This window comes from Streptomyces sp. NBC_01260 (assembly GCF_036226405.1).
Lineage (GTDB): Bacteria > Actinomycetota > Actinomycetes > Streptomycetales > Streptomycetaceae > Streptomyces > Streptomyces laculatispora.
This window is the reverse complement of sequence record NZ_CP108464.1, coordinates 3,885,727-3,904,749: the sequence shown is the minus strand read 5'-3', so window position 1 is coordinate 3,904,749 and position 19,023 is coordinate 3,885,727. Positions and strand designations below refer to the sequence as shown.

Below are 19,023 nucleotides of genomic sequence, written 5' to 3'. Positions count from 1 at the left end.
GAAGGAGGGGGTCATGGCTGCTGTATTTACGCTGGATGCATGGAGCTCATCGTCCTGTGGGACATCGACCACACCCTCATCGAGAACGCCGGGGTCAGCAAGGAGATCTACGCCGCCGCCTTCACGGCCCTGGCGGGAAGGGCGCCCGCAGGGCCGGCGCGGACGGAAGGGCGTACGGACCGGCTGATCATGCGCGACATGTTCGAGCGGAACGGCTTGGCCGAGCCGGACTGGGCAGCGGTCGAGGGGGCGCTGTCCGACGCAGGGGAGGCGCGTCTCCAGGACCTCAGCCGTCGGGGAACAGCCTTGCCCGGCGTACGGGAAGTCCTGAAGGAGGTCTCTGTACGCAGCAGTTGGGTGTCGTCGGTGCTCACCGGCAATATCGCGGACAACGCCCGCGTGAAGGTCGCGGCCTTCGGCCTTGATCCCCTCCTCGATCTGCCGGTCGGTGCCTACGGGGCCGATGCCCTCCAGCGCCCCGACCTGGTCGCTGTGGCCCGGGAGCGTGCCCAGCGGCTGCGGGGCGCCCCGGATGGCGTGCCCGTCGTGCTGGTCGGAGATACCCCGAGGGACGTGGAGGCCGCGCTCGCCACGGGCTCCGAGATCATCGCGGTCGCCTCCGGCGTTCACAGCCCCCAGGAGCTGGCAGACGCCGGTGCCCGTACGGTCCTGCCTGATTTGACGGACACCGGCCGTGTGCTCGGAGTTCTGGAGATGCTGGCCGCACGCTGAAACGTCCCAGGACGTCCTCGGAGCGTCCCGATACGCGGTGACGAGGTCCGTACCTGTCCCGCCACTATCAGGTCTCCCACCAGGCAAGCGCCCGAAGGAGACCCTCGTGATCAGCGAAGTCACCGGGATCCGCAGGATCCGGATGCTGTACCTGCAGCTGCTCTACCGCTGCAACTTCGAATGCCTGCACTGCTTCCACGGCAAGCGGCTCCAGCATGCCGACGCCTTCACCACGGACGAGGCGGTCAACCTCCTCACGCTGATGCGTAACGAGTACGGCACCGAGGCGGTCACCCTGCTGGGCGGCGAGCCGTTCGTCTACCGCGACCTCGCCCAGGTCGTCCGGTACGCCAAGCGGGACCTGGGCATGCAGGTCGAGATCTGCACCAACGGCTACCGCATCGAGCGCCGGCTGACCGAGATCGCCCCCGACCTGGACCTGCTCCGGGTGTCACTGGAGGGCATCGGCACGACCAACGACAAGATCCGCAAGTTCGGAAGCTACCGGAGTGCCCTGAGCGCCCTCGAAATCGCCCAGCAACTCGGCGTCCGGGCCGGCGCGACCATGACGGTCACCTCACGCAACATCGACGAGGTCCTGCCGCTCGCCCGCACGTTGCAGCACCACGGGGTGGAGCAGCTGAAACTCCACTGCCTTCGGCTGGTCGGCAACGCAGCGGATCACCCCGAGCTCCTCGTCAACGACGCCACGGCCTACACCCGTCTGCGGGAGCGCCTGGCCTCGGCCGAGCTGGGCATCGAGGTGATCCTCGACGAGGACCTGTCCGAGCTCGGTGCGCCGGACGCCTGCCTCCCCGCCGGGGGCCCTGTGGAGATCGAGCGGATCGAGGCCGACCCGCGTGGCGCGCTCACCATGTCCTGCAAGGCTGTCGGCAAGGACTCGCACGCCTTCTGGTACGACAAGGTCGCCGACCACATCGCCCACCGGCCTTCCGCCACTGACGAACTCACCCTCGCGGTGCCGGACGTGGTGTACGGACGTGTCTGACCCGGCGTCGTTCGAGAGCGTCGAAGGGCTCCGCGGCACCGGCAAATCCACCCTCGCCCCCATGCTCGCGGCGGCCCGTGGCGCGGTACTGCTCCCGACCGTGCCACCCGCCTATCAGGCACTGCGGCAAGAGGTTGACCGGCTGGGAAACGCAGAGGCACGCATGTGCTTCTACCTCTCGGCCCTGCTCACCGCCACCGATCAGATCCAGCGGTACCTGTCCGCAGGCACCCCGGTCGTCGTCGAAAGCTACTTCGCACGCTGTCTGGCCAACCACCGCGCCTTCGGAGCCGATCTCTCCGTGTCCCTGCCGCCGGGCATCCCGCGTCCCGTCACCCACTACCTCGTCTGCGCGGAGGACGAGCGCCAGCGCCGACTCGCCCGACGCGACAAGCCTGTCTCGCGTTGGGACACCCTCGCCGAGATCACCGCAGACAAGATCACCGACGCCTACGCCTCGTTCCCAATGCACCGCGTGAACACCACCGGACTCACCCCTGACGAGGCACTCCGAGCCGTCCTGAGCACCCACCCGCAAGGAGAGCAACCCCGTGCAGACACCCAGCATGTGGCGGCACACCCTCACCTTCTTCCCCCAGTTCCTCGCCGCGCTGAAGGAGCGTACGGAGCCTGACTCCACGGTGACGGTCATCGGCGCGAGCGACGGCAGACTCGTCGTACCCCTGGCCGCGGCCGGCTACCGCGTCATCGCCATCGAGCGCGACCCGCTCGCCCTCCACGGCGGCGAGGTCCAACTTCCGGGTGACAGAACCGGTCACGCGATGGGCATGATCGAGCGGCTGAAGCAGGAAGGGCTTCACGACCGTGTCCAGGTCGTGGAGGAGGACTTCCTCGCCTCCGAACCCGTCACCGCGCCCTGCGACGCTGTCTGGACGAGCTGCTCGTGGCATTACAGTGCCAACCACCATCGGCCGTTGGGCGAGTTCGTCGATCGCATGCAGCGCCTGGTCCGGCCCGGCGGTCTGTTCGGCGCGGAGTTCATGATGCCCCTCACGCAACGCCACCACGTGCTGGAGCACTACACATCCCCCGAGAAGCTGCGGCGTTACTTCATCGGGGACTGGGACGTCCTGCTCACACTGCGGACCAACGAGTTCACCGAGCAGGCGCACGTCGGACAGCTGCAGGACCACAACCACCGCATGGGCCTTCTCCTCGCAGCCCGCGCGTCCACCCCCTCCTAGAGCTACGGGAAGAAGGACATATGAAGCACGAGTACGAGGCCAAGTTCCTCGCCGTCGACGTCGACGGCCTCCAGGCCAAACTGACGGCGCTCGGAGCCGTTCAGGCATTTCCGCGCACCCTCCTCACCCGGAAGATCTTTGAGAACGACGCCCTCGAAGGCGGCGCCTGGGTCCGCCTGAGGGACGAGGCCACCCGCTCCACTCTCACGCTGAAGCAGGTCACCGACTCCACGACGATCGACGGCACCACCGAGATCGAGACCGAGGTGTCCGACCTGCACGCTATGGCCGAGATCCTCCGCAACGTCGGCCTGCGCGAAGTCCGCTACCAGGAGAACTTCCGCGAGGAGTGGCGCCTGGGCGAAGTCGCCTTCGACTTCGACACCTGGCCGGACCTCCCCACCTTCGTCGAGATCGAAGGACCCGACGAGGCATCGGTCCGCCAGGCAGCCGCCCTGCTCGACCTCGACTACACCGAGGCACGATTCGGCAGCGTCGACGAGATCTACAAGAGCGAGGCCGGCAGGGACATCCTGGCCGAGCCCACGCTCCTCTTCGCTGACAACGACAAGCAGGCTTCGGCCAGGGCAGCTGTCCCGAGCGAGTGATCTTGGGGACGAGCTGTGTTGATAGAACTGGCCGTGACGCCTCGGGTCATACCCGGCATCGCTGAGTTCGCGCGCGGCGGTCTGCCCGCCACAGCAGACACTGACGACGGCAATACGTGGACTGACGGTTTCTGCTGGCTCTACTGCGGCCAGCGATGGACCCGTGTTCTATGGATCGGCCCGGTGAGTGTGGCGGGTGCCCAGGCGCCGATGTTCGCCTGCGGCCCGTGCATCCGCGTCTTGCAGGAGCAGGTCTGGCAGTCCCTCCTCCTTCACGACGAACCGACTCGCCCGCCACCTGTGAGCACGGCTTCTGCAACCGAGCAGCCTGAAGGGCGCCGCGTTGGAAAGCATCGCGCGCGGGGCGGCATGTTCCGTCGGGAGTGAGGTTCCGTCGGGAGTGAGGCCGAGAACGGACAGTGGGCGCATCAGCGGCTGGGCCGGTCACCACGCGTGGTGACCGGCCCAGCCGCTGATATACAGGCGCCTCTCCGACGTAGGTCCACGCTTCCGGGGCTCACGGGCGTCCTGAGGAGACCCCCGCCGACGTTGCTGGCGGGTCTCTGGGGATCTGGCTCTCCTGCCGGGTCAGCGTCGGTGGCGGCTCGGCTGGCTCGTGGGCGCTGCGGTTGTCCTCGGCTGGTCGTTAGGTGAAGGGGCGCCAAAGGCTGATGCGCTGACGCTTCGTAGGCGGGCTGCCTCGGCGCGGCGGTTGGGTGCGGGGTTGCGGCTGGTGTGCTGGATGCGGGTGATCAAGACGCGGGCCGGTTGGCGGGCGGTGGTCAGTTCACGTTGGGCTGCGGCTTCCTTGAGGAGCTGGTGGGGTTTGTGGCCGCTGGCTTCGGCGTCGGCGAGGACGGTGGCGAGGGTGGGCCAGCCCGGGTCGGTAAGGATCCGCTCGGCGTGTTCGGGGACGGCTGCGCGTACGTCGTTGGCAAGAGTGCGGCGGGTCCCTTCACCAGGGCGCCGAGCTTCAAGTTTGGAGAGCGTCGGAGCGAGCGCGGCGTCGGCTGCTGACTGGAGGTGCTGGACGGCTTGGCGGGCAGCATCGGCCTGGTGGGCGTGGCCCTTGGCCTCGTGCCAGCGTGCGGCGAGGATGGCGGCCCAGAGGAGTGCGGCGGTCAGGGCTGCGAGGGTGCTGCCGTCGGGGCCGGTGGCGGTGTGTGCGATGTCGCGGGCCGCGGTCCGCAGGGCGTGGGCGGCACGGTCCTCGGCCCGGATCTGTGACCGCTGTGCACGGGCGAATGCCGCACTGGCTGAGCGCAGTTGAGCGCGATGGTCGGAGGGTGCTGCTTGGGCGGTGGCTTCGATCAGTTCGCCCAGAGCACTGATGTTCGCCTGTGTCCGTGCGTCTTCGTCGGCGCTCGTGGTGGTGGTCTCTGGGCGAAGGGTGTCGAGGGCTTGGGTTGCCTGATGCCAGGGGGTGGTGGGTCGGTCGCGACGGGCTGTGGGGTGTTCCTCAGGCGCGATGGTTTCCAGTCGGGCCTTGAGCTTGGGCAGGGTGAGGTCGGGGGCGATCTTCCCGCCGGGGTGGTAGATCTGCTCGCCGTCCTTGTTGAGGTCGCCTGGCCTGCCGACGGCGTAGCCGAGGAGGTCTCCGGAGGGGCCTCGGCGGGGCTTGACCAGGATGTCGTCGGCTTCGAGGTAGGCGAGGAGTTCCTCGGCGCTGGTGGCGTGCGGGATGGCGGCGCGGATGCGGTCCTGGAGCCACTGGCGGCTGGTCTGCTCCCAGCCGAGGCGCTCGGCCTTGTGTATCTCGGCCTGGGCGGGCCGACGCCCGGCGGTGCGGTCGCCCTTCTTCAGGCGGCGCAGCCCGTAGTCCTTCTCGATCTGACGGCATTCGTCGCCGACGCGGATGCCGCTGTCGTGCAGTTTGGGGCGGCGACCGTCTTCGCGGACTGTGGTGGCGAGGATGTGGATGTGGTCGTCGGCGTGGCGTACGGCGATCCATCGGCAGGACAGGTCGTCGCCGTCAGGGGCGATGCCTGCTGCGTGAACGATGCGCTGGGCGATCTCGCCCCACTCGGTGTCGGAGAGATGGCGGTCCTCGGGTGCGGCGCGGACGGGGCAGTGCCAGACGTGGTCGGTGACGGGTTTGCCGAACTCGCTGTTCCGCAGGCGTACGGGCTCGTCGAGGTTGCGGGCAAGCTGGGTGAGGGTGGCGTTCTCGTCGCGTCCGGGGTCGGGCATGCCGAGCATCGCGTAGCCGGTCACCAGGTGCGGGTCGAGGTGTTCGTCGTGTCGGCCTGGGCCGTAGAGGTAGGCGAGCAGGCCGCGGGTGTTGGCTCCGGTCGGTTTGATGGCGGCGATCATCCGGTCAGACCTCCGTTGGGTCAGTGGGCCGGCGCAGGGCTTCGGCGATCAGGGCGAGCAGGTGGTGGAGTTCGTCGAGGCGCTGGCGGATGTCGGGCGGGGTGAAGTCGCTGTTGAGCGCGCGGGCGAGCTGGTTGACGTTGACGCCGATGCGGTTGAGCTCGCGCAGCACCTGGGCGCGGAACATATGGGTGCGGCGGCGGTCCTCGGACAGGGGAAGGTTCGCGGTGAACCGGCCGGTGACGAAGGCGAGGACGATGTCGGCGGCGAAGCCGGATTCTCCCTTGTAGCCGTGCTCGGCGGCGGCCTCCTGGAGGGCGGCGTGCTCGTCGGCGGTGAAGCGCAGCGGGCCGACGCGGACGGTTCGCTTGGTGCCGGTGAAGCGGCGGATCGCCGGCTGGACGCTCTGGACATCGCGCTCGCCGGCCGTCGGCTCGGCGGTGGGCGTGGGGTGAAGGATCTGATGCTGGACGGTACGGATCTCGTCCTGGTCGGGGCCTCCCTCGGCCCCGGCCTCCCGGTCCGGCGCCCCCTGGCGCTGGCCCGTCTCCGCCACCCCCGGGGCGGAGACCCCCGAAGACCGGCCATGAGTCGGACTCGGAGTACTACTGGCTCCGCCAGGAGCCGTCCGTCCGAACGCCCGCCGCAAACGTTCCGCCAGCGTAGGCGACTTCGTCAGTGTCGGCGGCCCGTCGATGGAGCCGTCAGTGTGGTTCGTGTCGTGGGTCACGGATAGCTCTCCGGAAGGTGTGGGCCGGGTGGTGGCGTGCGGAGGCCACGGCTACGACTGCGGGAGTGTGGATGAGTGAGGGCGGCGGAGAGGCGGGGACCGCTTGACCGGTGGCCGTAGGAGTTCCGGCCACCGGGATGGCGGGCGATCAGTCGACGTTCCGACCGATGCCGGGTTCCGACCGGAGGACTTCCATGACTTCGGTCAGCCTCTGGCCGCCGACCGTATGTCCTTTGGCCCGTATGGCCTGTTGCACGATGCCCCGTGTGAGCTTGCGCTGCTCGGCCGCAGCGATCCGCCCGATCTCAACCAGTTCCTCGACCGTCGCGCTGACCGGACGCCCACCACGCGGCTGGTCCTCCGAAATCCGGGGCGACGGCGTTCGGCCGGAGTCGGTTGCCTGCGGATTGGCGATGCGTTCGGATGGTGTGGCCCGCGGTTCCGGTGCCTCGGCGGAATTGAGTGCCGGGCGGTCGAGGGGCCGGTCGACCAGTTGGTGGATCTGCCGCATCAGCACGCCGAAGGCCAGCAGGGCTGCGGTCGGGGGAACCGCCGCGACCACGTAGTCGAGCAAGGGCACGACGCTCGCGTTGCCCGTGCCGCTGACACCGGCCACGTTGAGCGCAATGGATCCGACCGACCCGGTAGCGGTCAGGGTGACCGCTCACCAGTCGGTCACTCGGCGGAGGCCGGCGCGGAGCATGAGCAGTTCGCCCGCGACGATGAAGGCGTCCAGGGTCGCGGGCCAGGCCCATTGCCGGACCGGGGAGCTTCCCAGGCCATGCTGTCCGGCGACTTGGGCGAGGTGTGCGTAGGAGAGCCAGAAGCCGCCGGCGGTGAGGGCGATGATGACGGTTCCGGCTGCGGCGAGGGCGTACCGCTCGGCGGCATGCTGGGCCGTTGCTTGTGGCTTCACGTCCTGGACGTGATCGGCGTGGGGCATCGCGTTGCCCTGCTGGGTGGTGTCATGAGGCGTGGCGGGTGTGGTCATGCGGGTTCTCCGGGGTGGTTCTGCGGAGGCGATCACGGCGTTCACGCAGGGGGCGTACACGCGAGCCCCCTTCTAAAGGGGGGCTCACGCGTGAACGCTGGTGTGCGTGTACGGCGTGAACGATCGCGTGATCGTCTGACCTGGGGTTTCGTTTTTGGCGTGTACGCCTGGGGCGGGGCGTGCGCCGGTGCGCGGGGGAGGGGTGCGTGTACGCCCTCGTGTACGGTCCCGGCGTTCGGCGATCAGGTCAGGAGACGGCGCCGATATGGCGGACTGAGGCGCGGTAGCGGGCTTGCTGGCCGCCTCCGGTGCCGCCTGCGGTGCCTTCGGCCTTGCCTGCGAGTCCGGCCCTGACGAGTCGGTCCAGGGTGCGCCTGGCTTTCTCGGTGGCCGAGCGCTCGGGGTTGTTCTGGCCGCTTTGGATCATGGCCAGCTCGCGCACGGTCAGTCCGTCGGGGCGCTGGCGCAGGATGGCGACCGGGTCGAGGGCGGGGTCGAGCGTCGAGGTGCCGCGTTCGTGGTCGTGGATGACCTGGAGGGGGCCGATCTCGCCGGTGGGGGTTTTGAGGTGGTGCAGGGTGACGGCGAGGTCGCCCGCTTCCCCGGCGATGAAGAGGACGCTGCCCGCGCCGGAGGTGATCCAGGTGGATCCGTAGACCCGGTCCAGGGTGGGCTTGTGGGCGCGTGGGGCGCCCTCGGTGGCCTTGCGCTGGTGGTGGAGTTCCATGATCTCGACGCCGTTGCGCATGGCTCGCTGGCGGGCGTTGTTGTAGGCGACGCCAAGCGCGTCGTCGACCAGCGTGCTCACCGCGTCCTTGAGGCTGTCGATCACGATGGTGTCGGCCTGGTGGGCTGCGGCAAGGTCGGCGAGAAGGTCGGGCTCCTTGTCCAGACTGGCGGGCAGGGGGCCCTGCCAGACGGCGAGCCCGTCGCGCAAGCGCTGCTCATGCTCGGGCCCGACGCTGCGGGCCATGGCGCGGGCGATCTGCTTGTACCGGTCCAGCGCGAGGTAAAGCACCCGTCGGCTCGGTGCGACCGGCATGTCCAGGACGCTGTCCGACAGGCCCAGACGAGCGAGGATCACCTGGTGGGCCAGCGTGGTCTTCCCGACCCCCGGCGCTCCAACAATCATCAGGCTCTCTCCCGACGACCAGGCCGTCTGCTCCCGAGTGCCCCAGAGAGGTTCGGTGTCAGTGCCGGTCTCGGTGACGAAGCGCCATCCGTCGGTGATGAACCGGGAGAGTCGGCCCTGTCCCGAGGCCAGCGCACGCTCGCGCTCGGCCTGGACCTCTGCCTCCACCTCGCTGCGGATGGCATCCGGATCGGCGCCCGGCTCCATCGCCTGCTGAGCGGTCCGGATGCCGGAGGCGCGCAGACGCCTGAGGTCGGCCATCGTGCGCACGATGCCCGCGTAGTAGGCGGCACTGCTGGCGGAGGGCACGGCGTCGGCGAGCTGGTGGACGTACACCACACCGCCGACCCGCTCCAGGTCGTCCTGGGCGCGCAGCTGGTGCGACAGGACGATGGGGTCGGTCGGCTTGTCCTCGCTGTGCAGGGCGAGGATGGCACGCCAGACCGTCTCGTGTGCGGGGCGGTAGAAATCGGCCGCGTCGAGCAGCAGGCGCACTTCGTCGATCACCGCGCCCTTGTGCATGCAGGCCCCCAGCACGGCAGCCTCGGCGTCGACGTCGTGCGGCGGAACCGCGGTGAGGTCGCCGGCCGTGGGCTGGCGACCGGTTCCCGCGAGGTGTGGCGCGGTCGGCCGGGGTTCGTCCATACTGGACATTGAGCTCCTCAACTTGCGGGCCGTACGGGACGGCGAATCCCAGGCCACGCGGGTCAATCGTTCAGGGATGGGCGGTTACGAGAGTTCGTGCTTGGCCCCCGACGTTCGTAGCGTCGGGGGCTTTTTGCGTTCACCGCTGTTCGAGGGCGGACGTCTACAGTACCTGACGTTTTTGGAAGCGCAACGGTTGCATTCGGCTCCGGAATGGTGTTTAGTTTTCACCATCGCCCCGGCTGTTCGTCGGGCCCCAGCAAGGAGGTGCAGTGATGAGCAGTGACGAAGGCGCCTCCCGCGCGGGGCCGGACCGGCCGCCGGCCGAGGAGCATGTCGCGGAGCGGATCAAGCTCGAACGCGAGGCACGCGGGTGGAGCACGGTCACGCTCGCCGAGCGGATGGCTGATGCCGGCCACCCGGTCAACCAGTCCGCGATCTGGCGCATCGAGAGTGGGAAGCCCCGCCGAAGGGTCAACCTCGATGAGGCGCTCGGCTTCTGCAAGGTCTTCGATCTGACCTTCGACGAGCTGACCAGCCCGCCCGGCCAGCTCGCCAATCCGCTGGTCCGACGTCTCGTCGGCGAGTACGTCGCGAGATGGAGGGAATGGCGGGATCTGGGCAAGGACATGCGCCGAATCCAGGACGAACTGGCGGCGTACACGGACGCCAATCCCAACCAGGACGACATGGTCAAGGCGCTACTGGCCCACGAGCTGACCATCGCCTCGAATGGCGAATTCCATCACCACCTTGGAGCGCCAACTCGGCTTCGCAGCTACCTCGGCGAGCGCATGGACGCGCCGTCCGAGCAGAGCTGACTCGGCCCCTCGCTGCTACGAACAGCGCAGGTCTTGCCGTCTCCGGCTCTTTCTCTTCTCTTCACGCCCATCCCTGAACGACTTGCCGACCTAGCGGGATTCGCCGTCCCGTGGCCTGCCAGGAGAGGACCCTCCCTTGCACCGAAGCGACCTTCCGCTTGCCCTGATAGCCGACCTGCTGGACGTCCCCGAGGACGACCTGCGGAACCTGATCTCCGAAAGTCGGCCCGCCCAAGACGAGACCACCCTTGTCGCCTTCACCGTCGCCGAGGCCGCGCGACGGATCGGCATCGGCCGCACGAAACTGTACGAGTACGTCACCTCCGGCGAGATCGCCTCGGTCAAGATCGGTAGTTTGCGCCGCATCCCAACAGAGGCGGTGAACGACTTCCTGGCTCGGCGTCTCACGGCCGGCGACTTCGGGACCGCAGCATGACCCGGGCCGGGACGGCGAAAGGCCGTCAGCCCAATGGCGCCTCGTCGATCTTCTACGGCAAGGACGGACGCTGGCACGGATACGTGACCGTGGGCACCAAGGACAACGGTGCACCCGATCGGCGCCACATCAGTCGGAAGACCCGCCCTGACGTCACCAGGGCCGTCCGCGAACTGGAGCGCCAGCGGGACAAGGGAGCCGTCCGCAAGACCGACCAGAACTGGACGCTGGAGACCTGGCTCGTCCACTGGGTCGAGAACATTGCCGCGCCGAACGTCTCCGAGAACACGATCGACGGCTACCGTGTCGCGGTCTACCACCACCTCATACCCGGCCTCGGTGCCCACCGCCTGGCGAAGCTGGAGCCAGAGCACCTGGAGCGCTTCTACAAGAAGATGCAGGACAACGGAAGCTCGGCCGGCACCGCTCACCAGAGTCACCGGACCGTCCGTACCGCCCTCAATGAGGCGGTGCGGCGGGCTCACCTCACGGTCAACCCAGCAACGATCGCCAAGGGCCCTCGTGTTGAAGAGGAGGAGGTCGAGCCGTACTCGGTAGAGGAGGTCCAGCGCCTGCTCGCCGAAGCGCACAAGCATCGCAACACCGCACGCTGGGTCATCGCCCTCGCGCTCGGCCTGCGACAGGGCGAGGTCCTCGGCATGCAGTGGAGTGACGTCGACTTCGAACTTAATGTGATCCGCGTGCGCCGAGGCCGGCTGCGGCCCCGCTACCAGCACGGCTGCGGCGACCGCTGCGGGCGTAAGCCGGGCTTCTGCCCCCAGAAGATCAACACCCGGCGTGAGACCAAGAGCGTGAAGTCCCGAGCCGGTCAGAGGCCCATCGGCGTCCCGGGTGAGCTGATGGAGCTACTTCGCCAGCACAAGGAGGAACAGGGCCGCGAGCGGAAGCGCGGACGGGACCTGTGGACAGAGAAGGGGTACGTCTTTACCTCGCCGACCGGCGAGCCTCTGAACCCGAACACGGACTTCCACAAGTGGAAGGACTTGCTGAAGGCGGCGGGAGTCCGCGACGGTCGCCTCCACGACGCTCGCCACACCGCAGCGACCGTCCTGCTGATCCTGGGCGTCTCTGACGCGGTGGTGGACGGAATCATGGGGTGGGAACCGGGCAAGTCCGCGCGGATGCGCCGCCGTTATCAGCACCTGACCAGCCGCGTCCTCAAGGACACAGCGGACAAGGTCGGTGGGCTGCTTTGGCCCCGGGCTGGCGAGCCACCCGCCCTCTGATCCTGCTGCAGGGGGGCCATGCGGGCTCCGATCCGCCAATGGTCGGAGCCCGCACTCTGCGCAGAGGCTGGCGACCCTCTGAACACTGAGATCCGGCGCCCTTGGGCTTGAGCCTCTTATGCCTCTACGGTGAATGCTGCTTCGTATCCGTCGCCGATCTTGATGTCCTCGTAAACGACGGTCTGACACAGCCGGTTCCATCGGTTGCCCAGTAGAACAGCAAGTCCCATCGGGCAGGCGAGGAAGAGATGCATGCGCTGAACTCGGCGAGTGGAGCGGCGGAGATGATCGCGGATGCCCACTGCCAAGGCGTTGGCGGCGGTGCTGCCATGGACGGAGCCGTCATTCGCCTTACCGCTCGGCGGGGCGAAGACGATGAGCTTACCGACCGGGAGGTTCTGCTCGCGCAGGTACTCCAGGACGTCGCTGGTGATCTCCGTTGCGACCGCGATGGCGACAGCGATCTCGTCGCCTTGGCCAAGCTCGTACTCAGCGACTTCCGGGGCCAAGGGGGTCTCGAACGGGTCGTTGGTGGACCAGAGCTCGCTGCCGGCTCTCCCCCGCTGCAGCGCTGCCAGGTCGGTCCCTGTGACCATGCGGAAGGTGGTACCAACCAAAAAGGCTGGCGCTAGACGGATGCTGCCCGTGACGGAGACGGCGGTCGTACCGGCGGGGAGGCGCCCGGGCGCGGCCTCAATGTCCGCCTGCAGCTGGGCCCAGGTATTCGGCGACAAGGGTCGACGCTTTGTGTACTCGGATTCGCTTTCGAAGCGGTCAACCCAATCAATGGCGTGGTCGGCGTCCGGGGCCATCGGGTCTGGCTTAAGAGTGGCGATCGACAGGACGGCCCGAGCGGGGCCGGCCTCCAGGCCCAACTCGGTGACGGCACTCTCGACCATGGCCAGCGTGAGCTCGCGCTGGCCATCGCGGACCATCTTGGCGACCCATCCGGCTCCCGCCTCCAACGCCCGCTGGTCGTTGTGTAGACCCGCGACGGCCATCAACAGCTGCAGATATTCCTGGTACTTGACCATGTTCACTGACAGGTCGAAGTGCAGAACCGACAGCAGGTCGAGGAGTTCAGCCTCGGTTAGAGCTGCTTCCTCGGCCCACCGGGCACGGGCCTTGCCGCGATCCGACTTGTCTCCGCCGACGCCTGCCTTTGGCATCAGAAGCCCGGTGCGGGCATCGCAGACCTTCACCAGATCATCAGCAGGATCGGCCGCCCGGTTGGTGACCAAGTGCAGCTCGACGCTGCCGCCGTCTGCGGTCAACTGCTTCCACGTCCTGGCGATCTTCTTGAGAATCGACGGGCCACCGCTGTTGCTGGGCTTGGTCAGGTATTCCACGTTGACCGGTGTGGCGCTGTCGACCGCGTACTTGACCTGCTTGTAAGTGCTCGGAGGAACATCGCGCAGCATGACGACGTCGTCGAGATTGCCGACGCCGTCAAGCTCGACGCCGACGGCGCGCACAGGGTTATGCGAACGGGCGGCGTTCTCCCGGAGGAGGGTCAGGCATGCCTCCCAGGCGACTAGCCATTGGTAATAGTCACCGGTGGTGCGGACGCTGGTGGGGCCGGGGGCGGGGAGGTGGGCCATCAGCGTTCCTCGGTGAAGACGGGGGTGGGCTCCATCTCCTCGGCAAGGGCGAGGAGGTCCTCGTCCATGACGGGCCGGTCGGGGAAGGCACGGAAGACAGCTGCCGGGACCAGGCGCTGGGTGAGGTCGGAGAAGGTGTAGCCGGGGCGTCCCTCAGTAGGGCCGGTGAGCACGACTACCTTGCGGACGGTCTCCGGTCGGATGCCGAGTCCGTCGAGAGCCTGAGTGAGGACTGCGTGGCGTTGCTCGTCGCTGGGGCGGGTGAAGGTGAATGTGGCCGCGGCGCGGCGCATGACGGCCGGGTCGAGGGCGCCGACCCGGTTGGTGCACAGCACGATGACGACCGGGAGCGCGGCGCCGGTCAAGCCGTCGATGCCGGCCAGGAACGCGTCGACGCCGGCGCGATCCTCATGGTGCATCTGCTGGGCCTCGCGGGACTGCACCAGGGCGTCCGCCTCGTCGACGACAAGAAGCTGCACTGCGCGTGCTCCCCCAGAGCCCGACGCCCGCTTGCCCACTGTGTGCATGTGGGTAAAGGCGTCTCCAATGAGCGAGGTCATCTCGCCGACCAAGCCGCTGCCGCGGGTAGCGAGCTTGAGCCGGTATAGGTACACCGGCAGATCGAGCCAGTCGGCGAGGTCGCAGCCGAAGGATTCGGCCAGCGCGGACTTGCCGGAGCCGACGTCGCCTGCGAAAACGAACAGCGGCGCCCGGTCTGCGAACAGAGCGAGAGCGGCGACGTCGCCACCGTGGTACTGCGCGGCCCAAGACCGAAGCCGGCGCGGATCCGCGAGGAGCGCGGCTTCCTTGCGCAGGCGCAGCTTCGTCTCGTCCAGGCCGATCAAGCGGTCGTAGCGGGCGCGTCGGGTGGGCTCGGGCAACTCGATGACGGGGTGGAACAGGTCGTCCTGGCTGGTCACGTGCTCGTTCCTCCTGCTCAAAGGCTTCGGACTAGTAAGCGACGTAGACGTCGCGTGAGACTCCCGTGCCGTTTCGGGCGTAGCCGTGCCCCGTGGTGCCGGTGCCCGCGACGGCACTCGGGGCGGTGCCGGTCGTCCGGGAGATCGGCAGGGCCTCCTTGACCCCAGCCTTCTGGCTGCTGGTCAGGAGCCAGAAGGCAGAGCTGTAGTCCAGGAAGCTATGAAAGGTGTAGCCGGTGAGGTCGACCGCGTCAGGGAAGCTGCCTGGCCGGGAGTCGATGAGCTGGCCGCCGGCCGTGGCCTTATAGCGCAGGCGGAACTTCCAGGCGTTGGTTGCCGTGTCGCGGAAGCCGTAGTCGACGGTGTCGAGATAGCCGTCGCGCAGGAGCAGGGCGACCTCCTCGGCGAACTTCTCGATTCTCTCGAGGGAGGGCTCGCCGTAGAGGTTGTACAGCAGGCGCAGGTCCGCAGCGACTCTGCCTCCGACGTAGCGGGCATCGGTGATCGTGAACGAGCCGGAAGCGGATCTGGAGTACGAGCCGGTCATGGTCACTCTCCCGGGAAGGTGGGGCCGAACAGCTCGCGCCAGAGGTCGAGCGCCTCACTCTTCGTGGTCGCGTAGGCGGCCGTCGTGAGCGTGTCGAGGGTCGTCTTGGCGTGGTTGACCAACCGCTGGCGGTCGAACTCGGTGTAGCCGCGAGCGACATTGTTTTCCGGATTGACCGGGTCCCAGACCTGGATAGGGTCTGTCGTCGCGCTCACCTCGTCGGCCGTGTAGTAGTCGGTGAAGGTGATCGGTGTCTTCAGGCCGGTGCGGACGATGTAGGAGAGGACCTGCTCGATCGCCCGCGGATAGTCGTCAACCTGCAGCGGCTGTCCGTTCCAGCCGACGTCCCAGAGGTGCGCGACCAAGAGTTCAATCAGGAAGGACTTGCAGCGCAGCTGCGGATCGCCCTCCTTGCTCTCCCGGACCCATCCCTTCAGCAGGCGGATAAGCTCCCGGTAGCCGTCGCCGGCCTCCCCCTTGCGCTTTTCGATGAAGCGCAGGTGCAGCGTGACCGAGGTGAGTACCTTGATGCCGCCACTGGTGACCAGGTAGCCCTGGTCGTCCGGCTCGCCGGTGTAGAGCACCGGCACCACGTCGATCTTCAAGCCGGAGCCCCGCATCGTGATACCGACGGCGTGGTCGGAGAGCTTGAAGTCCTCCGCAACCTTCGTCTTGCCATAGACCTCTTTGCAACGCTTCTCCAGCCAGGCCAGTGCCGTCGAGACGTCGATGGCGGGATCGCCGACGCGCAGGTACGCGGCGACATCCGCGTCAGACCCTGTGCCGCGCCTGCGACGGATCGCTGTGTGCTTGGCCGTGCTGCCGGATGCTCGGAGCTTCACGAGGTCGAAGTCTGGGTGGGCTGCGATGTAGTCCTCCAGCCGCTCCCGCAGGTAGTTCACCTGGCGGCGGCGTTCCTTCGCCTCCTCCTTCGGCACGTTCACCTTGCTCTTCGCGTACGCCTTGAGGACCTCGTGGTCGACGTAGCTCTCCCCCGCCATGGCTGTCCGCCCCTTCACCCGAGAAGCCGATCGGTAGGAGAACAGACTTACCACTCACCACCGACAAAGCCGGTCGAAGTTGCGAGGGATGCCTAGGTGCCGGTAGTGGACCGTCTGGCGGTTCCAGGCTGGGCCGCCACACGAACTGCAACCAGAACTGCAACCACCAACGTCGAAGGGCCCCACCGCAAGCGGTGGGGCCCTTCGACGTATTGCCCGGTGAGAGCAATGGCGGAGGATACGAGATTCGAACTCGTGAGGGGTTGCCCCCAACACGCTTTCCAAGCGTGCGCCCTAGGCCACTAGGCGAATCCTCCGCGGCAAACAATACAAGACGTTGAGGAGTGCTCGCGAACACGTTCCCCGTCGGCGGTCCCGGCGGGGGCCTGAGGGGTGGGGAGGTGGACTTGCGGGGGCGGGGATCGGCTAAGGTGGGCGTCAGCCCCTCACGTGGCGCTATCTGACTGAACTCCCCCAGGGCCGGAAGGCAGCAAGGGTAGGTTGGCTCTGGCGGGTGCGTGGGGGGCCCTTGCGTTTCCCGGGCCGTCGAGCGGGTGTCCGTGGCCGTCCGGCACGTGTCCGGGGGCCCCGGTCTTCGTGGTGGATGTGCTCTCGGGGCCGGTGGTGTGCCCGGCCCGGGGCCGGTTGTCGGTCCGTCCCTATAGCCTCGTATGTGTGTCGTCCCTTGCGCTGTACCGCCGCTATCGCCCCGAGTCGTTCGCCGAGGTCATCGGTCAGGAGCATGTCACTGACCCCTTGCAGCAGGCCCTGCGGAACAACCGGGTCAATCACGCGTACCTGTTCAGCGGTCCGCGCGGCTGCGGCAAGACGACCAGCGCGCGCATTCTCGCCCGCTGTCTGAACTGTGAGCAGGGGCCCACGCCCACGCCCTGCGGGGAGTGCCAGTCCTGCCAGGACCTCGCGCGCAACGGGCCGGGTTCGATCGACGTGATCGAGATCGACGCCGCTTCGCACGGTGGTGTGGACGATGCCCGTGATCTGCGGGAGAAGGCGTTCTTCGGGCCCGCGTCGAGTCGTTACAAGATCTACATCATCGACGAGGCGCACATGGTCACGTCGGCGGGGTTCAACGCCCTGCTGAAGGTGGTCGAGGAGCCGCCGGAGCACCTCAAGTTCATCTTCGCGACCACGGAGCCCGAGAAGGTCATCGGCACGATCCGGTCGCGTACCCACCACTATCCGTTCCGGCTGGTGCCTCCGGGGACGCTGCGCGACTACCTCGCCGAGGTGTGCGCCAAGGAGGACAGCTTCGTCGAGGACGGGGTGCTTCCGCTGGTGGTGCGGGCCGGCGCGGGCTCCGTGCGTGACTCGATGTCGGTCATGGACCAGCTGCTGGCCGGCGCGGCCGACGACGGTGTGACGTATGCCATGGCGACGTCCCTGCTCGGTTACACGGACGGCTCGCTGCTCGACTCCGTCGTGGACGCCTTCGCGTCGGGTGACGGGGCCGCGGCGTTCGAGGTCGTGGACCGGGTCGTCGAGGGCGGCAACGACCCGCGTCGCTTCGTCGCCGACCTGCTGGAGCGGCTGCGCGACCTGGTGATCCTGGCCGCGGTGCCGGATGCCGGGGAGAAGGGGCTCATCGACGCCCCGGCCGATGTCGTCGAGCGGATGCAGGCCCAGGCGTCCGTCTTCGGGGCCGCCGAGCTGAGCCGCGCCGCCGACCTGGTCAACGAGGGACTCACGGAGATGCGCGGGGCGACCTCGCCGCGCCTCCAGGTCGAGCTGATCTGCGCCCGGGTACTGCTGCCCGCGGCCTTCGACGACGAGCGCTCACTGCAGGCACGGCTGGACCGGCTGGAGCGTGGCGCGTCCTTCGCCACCACCGGACCGGGCCCCGCCATGGGGTACGTCCCGGGGCCCGAGGCACTGGCCCACGCCCCCGTCGCACCGCAGGCGCCACAAGCACCTCAGGTATCTCAAGCACCGCAGGCCCCTGCTCCCGCGCCGTACCCCGCCGCGCAGCCGGACGCCGGGACGGGGCCCGCCGCCGCGCGTGCCGCCGCACGCGGGGATGCGCCGCCGCCGGCCCCGGTGCAGGCGGCCCCGCCCGCCGCGCCCGTACAGCCGCCGCCCGCCGAGGCTCCCGCGGCCGGTCAGCGGCCCGGCGCCTGGCCCGCCGCGGCCGCGCCCGAGCAGGGGCGCCGGCCCGGAGGCTGGCCGACCGCCTCCACCCCCGGCCAGGCTCCGGCCTCGCAGGCCGCCCCCGCACCGGCCGCGCCTGTTGCACCCGCCTTGGGGCCCGCCGCCCCGGAGCCGGCCCCGGGGATGACCCAGGGCGCCGGACAGGTGCGCAACATGTGGCCCGACATCCTGGAGGCGGTCAAGAACCGCCGCCGGTTCACCTGGATCCTGCTCAGCCAGAACGCCCAGGTCACCGGCTTCGACGGCGCCACGCTCCAGATCGGCTTCCTCAACGCGGGTGCCCGCGACAACTTCACGAGCAGCGGCAGCGAGGACGTGCTGAAGCAGGCATTGGCCGAGCGCTTCAACGCCCAGTGGAAGATCGAGGCGATCGTCGACCCGTCGGGCGGCGCCGGACAGCCTCCGCAGGCCGGCGGCGGCCGCCCCTCGGCCCCGCCCGCACCACAGCGCCCGGCGCCGCCCGCGCCGCAGCAGCAGTACGAGCCCCGGCCGGCCCCGGAGCGGCAGCAGCCGGGGGGCGGCGAATCCGCCGCGGCGCCCGCGTCGCCGCCGTACACGGCTCCCGAACCACCTCGTTCGGTCGCCCCGGAGGACGACACCGCCGAGGCCGACGACCCGGACCTGGTCGACTCCGCGCTCTCCGGCCACGACCTGATCGTCCGCGAGCTGGGCGCCACGGTCGTCGAGGAGTACACCAACGAGTAGAAGCGCGCCGCGGGGGACCGGGGCCTGTCCGCACCGGATCACGGCCGGGCTCCCGGCGCCTGCCACGGCACCTCGCCGCGTTACCGGAAAGCCGCGACAGCTCGGCCGCCGAAACGCCCCGGCAGCTCCGCTGTCGAGACGCTCCGGCGCCCCGTGACGCACCGCAGCGGACGCCGCGCCCTGGCCGCCCCCTGTCCGTCCCCGATCCGCCGGG

16 protein-coding genes, 1 tRNA gene, 1 other RNA gene and 1 pseudogene are annotated in these 19,023 nt (G+C 68.7%); 10 read left to right on the top strand and 9 right to left on the bottom strand.

Annotated elements, in window-relative coordinates:
• Nucleotides 1-39 precede the first annotated feature (39 nt).
• From OG322_RS17290 to OG322_RS17270, 5 genes are all read left to right on the top strand, one after another.
• Nucleotides 40-732 (top strand): HAD family hydrolase, encoded by a 693-nt coding sequence (locus OG322_RS17290; protein WP_329306628.1) that lies wholly within the window; start codon nt 40-42, stop codon nt 730-732.
• A 106-nt stretch (nt 733-838) separates the two neighbouring features.
• Nucleotides 839-1,741 (top strand): radical SAM protein, encoded by a 903-nt coding sequence (locus tag OG322_RS17285; RefSeq protein ID WP_329306627.1) that lies wholly within the window; start codon nt 839-841, stop codon nt 1,739-1,741.
• On the top strand, nt 1,734-2,375 hold the full coding sequence (locus OG322_RS17280; protein ID WP_329306626.1) for an AAA family ATPase: 642 nt from the start codon (nt 1,734-1,736) through the stop codon (nt 2,373-2,375). Before OG322_RS17285 ends, OG322_RS17280 begins: the two co-directional genes overlap by 8 nt.
• The gene (locus OG322_RS17275) at nt 2,293-2,946 is read left to right on the top strand and encodes a class I SAM-dependent methyltransferase (RefSeq protein WP_329210440.1); all 654 of its coding nucleotides are present in this window, start codon (nt 2,293-2,295) and stop codon (nt 2,944-2,946) included. Before OG322_RS17280 ends, OG322_RS17275 begins: the two co-directional genes overlap by 83 nt.
• Before the next feature lie 20 nt (nt 2,947-2,966).
• Nucleotides 2,967-3,554, top strand: a complete 588-nt coding sequence (locus OG322_RS17270; protein WP_329306625.1) for a class IV adenylate cyclase — start codon at nt 2,967-2,969, stop codon at nt 3,552-3,554.
• 588 nt (nt 3,555-4,142) lie between these two features.
• On the opposite strand, the gene OG322_RS17265 is transcribed toward OG322_RS17270, so the two are convergent.
• From OG322_RS17265 to OG322_RS17250, 4 genes and pseudogenes are all read right to left on the bottom strand, one after another.
• A complete protein-coding gene (locus tag OG322_RS17265; protein ID WP_329306624.1) occupies nt 4,143-5,867 on the bottom strand; it encodes a relaxase/mobilization nuclease domain-containing protein in 1,725 nt (574 codons plus the stop codon).
• A 4-nt stretch (nt 5,868-5,871) separates the two neighbouring features.
• The gene (locus tag OG322_RS17260; protein WP_329306623.1) at nt 5,872-6,423 is read right to left on the bottom strand and encodes a MobC family plasmid mobilization relaxosome protein; all 552 of its coding nucleotides are present in this window, start codon (nt 6,421-6,423) and stop codon (nt 5,872-5,874) included.
• Between the two features lie 322 nt (nt 6,424-6,745).
• Nucleotides 6,746-7,540, bottom strand: a pseudogene (locus OG322_RS17255) (DUF2637 domain-containing protein).
• Between the two features lie 295 nt (nt 7,541-7,835).
• On the bottom strand, nt 7,836-9,365 hold the full coding sequence (locus tag OG322_RS17250) for a DnaB-like helicase N-terminal domain-containing protein (RefSeq protein ID WP_443066595.1): 1,530 nt from the start codon (nt 9,363-9,365) through the stop codon (nt 7,836-7,838).
• 275 nt (nt 9,366-9,640) lie between these two features.
• Here OG322_RS17250 and OG322_RS17245 point away from each other — a divergent pair, with 275 nt between their 5' ends.
• The 3 genes from OG322_RS17245 (at nt 9,641) to OG322_RS17235 (ending at nt 11,869) form a co-directional block, all read left to right on the top strand.
• A complete protein-coding gene (locus tag OG322_RS17245) occupies nt 9,641-10,186 on the top strand; it encodes a helix-turn-helix transcriptional regulator (protein ID WP_329306621.1) in 546 nt (181 codons plus the stop codon).
• 136 nt (nt 10,187-10,322) lie between these two features.
• A complete protein-coding gene (locus tag OG322_RS17240; protein WP_329306620.1) occupies nt 10,323-10,622 on the top strand; it encodes a helix-turn-helix domain-containing protein in 300 nt (99 codons plus the stop codon).
• Nucleotides 10,619-11,869: a tyrosine-type recombinase/integrase gene (locus tag OG322_RS17235; protein ID WP_329306619.1), complete on the top strand. Its 1,251-nt coding sequence runs from the start codon at nt 10,619-10,621 to the stop codon at nt 11,867-11,869. The genes OG322_RS17240 and OG322_RS17235 overlap by 4 nt, the downstream gene beginning before the upstream one ends.
• 116 nt (nt 11,870-11,985) lie before the next feature.
• Here OG322_RS17235 and OG322_RS17230 read toward each other — a convergent pair whose 3' ends face one another.
• The 5 genes from OG322_RS17230 to OG322_RS17210 all read right to left on the bottom strand — a co-directional run bounded on the left by OG322_RS17230 (nt 11,986) and on the right by OG322_RS17210 (nt 16,255).
• Nucleotides 11,986-13,470 (bottom strand): SAVED domain-containing protein, encoded by a 1,485-nt coding sequence (locus OG322_RS17230; RefSeq protein WP_275535644.1) that lies wholly within the window; start codon nt 13,468-13,470, stop codon nt 11,986-11,988.
• A complete protein-coding gene (locus OG322_RS17225) occupies nt 13,470-14,390 on the bottom strand; it encodes an AAA family ATPase (protein WP_275535643.1) in 921 nt (306 codons plus the stop codon). The genes OG322_RS17230 and OG322_RS17225 overlap by 1 nt, the downstream gene beginning before the upstream one ends.
• A gap of 31 nt (nt 14,391-14,421) precedes the next feature.
• Nucleotides 14,422-14,937 carry an HORMA-1 domain-containing protein gene (locus OG322_RS17220; protein ID WP_328904893.1) on the bottom strand — a complete coding sequence of 172 codons (516 nt, stop codon included), beginning with the start codon at nt 14,935-14,937 and terminating at the stop codon, nt 14,422-14,424.
• Nucleotides 14,938-14,939: 2 nt separating this feature from the next.
• Entirely contained in the window at nt 14,940-15,938 is a 999-nt protein-coding gene (locus OG322_RS17215; RefSeq protein ID WP_329306618.1) for a CBASS oligonucleotide cyclase, read from the bottom strand.
• Between the two features lie 229 nt (nt 15,939-16,167).
• Nucleotides 16,168-16,255 (bottom strand) — tRNA-Ser (locus tag OG322_RS17210).
• A gap of 121 nt (nt 16,256-16,376) precedes the next feature.
• Between OG322_RS17210 and ffs the strand changes: the two genes are divergently transcribed.
• Together ffs and OG322_RS17200 are read left to right on the top strand one after the other, a co-directional pair.
• Nucleotides 16,377-16,471, top strand: an RNA gene (gene ffs, locus OG322_RS17205) — signal recognition particle sRNA small type.
• Nucleotides 16,472-16,613: 142 nt separating this feature from the next.
• Nucleotides 16,614-18,809, top strand: coding sequence for a DNA polymerase III subunit gamma and tau (locus tag OG322_RS17200; RefSeq protein ID WP_329306617.1), 2,196 nt, complete (start codon nt 16,614-16,616; stop codon nt 18,807-18,809).
• The last annotated feature ends 214 nt before the right edge of the window (nt 18,810-19,023 follow it).

Coding starts and splice junctions, on each gene's coding strand:
- OG322_RS17235 (WP_329306619.1), top strand. CDS start 10,619: ATGACCCGGGCCGGGACGGCGAAAGGCCGTCAGCCCAATGGCGCCTCG.
- OG322_RS17290 (WP_329306628.1), top strand. CDS start 40: ATGGAGCTCATCGTCCTGTGGGACATCGACCACACCCTCATCGAGAAC.
- OG322_RS17230 (WP_275535644.1), bottom strand. CDS start 13,470: ATGGCCCACCTCCCCGCCCCCGGCCCCACCAGCGTCCGCACCACCGGT.
- OG322_RS17245 (WP_329306621.1), top strand. CDS start 9,641: ATGAGCAGTGACGAAGGCGCCTCCCGCGCGGGGCCGGACCGGCCGCCG.
- OG322_RS17250 (WP_443066595.1), bottom strand. CDS start 9,365: ATGGACGAACCCCGGCCGACCGCGCCACACCTCGCGGGAACCGGTCGC.
- OG322_RS17270 (WP_329306625.1), top strand. CDS start 2,967: ATGAAGCACGAGTACGAGGCCAAGTTCCTCGCCGTCGACGTCGACGGC.
- OG322_RS17215 (WP_329306618.1), bottom strand. CDS start 15,938: ATGGCGGGGGAGAGCTACGTCGACCACGAGGTCCTCAAGGCGTACGCG.
- OG322_RS17265 (WP_329306624.1), bottom strand. CDS start 5,867: ATGATCGCCGCCATCAAACCGACCGGAGCCAACACCCGCGGCCTGCTC.
- OG322_RS17220 (WP_328904893.1), bottom strand. CDS start 14,937: ATGACCGGCTCGTACTCCAGATCCGCTTCCGGCTCGTTCACGATCACC.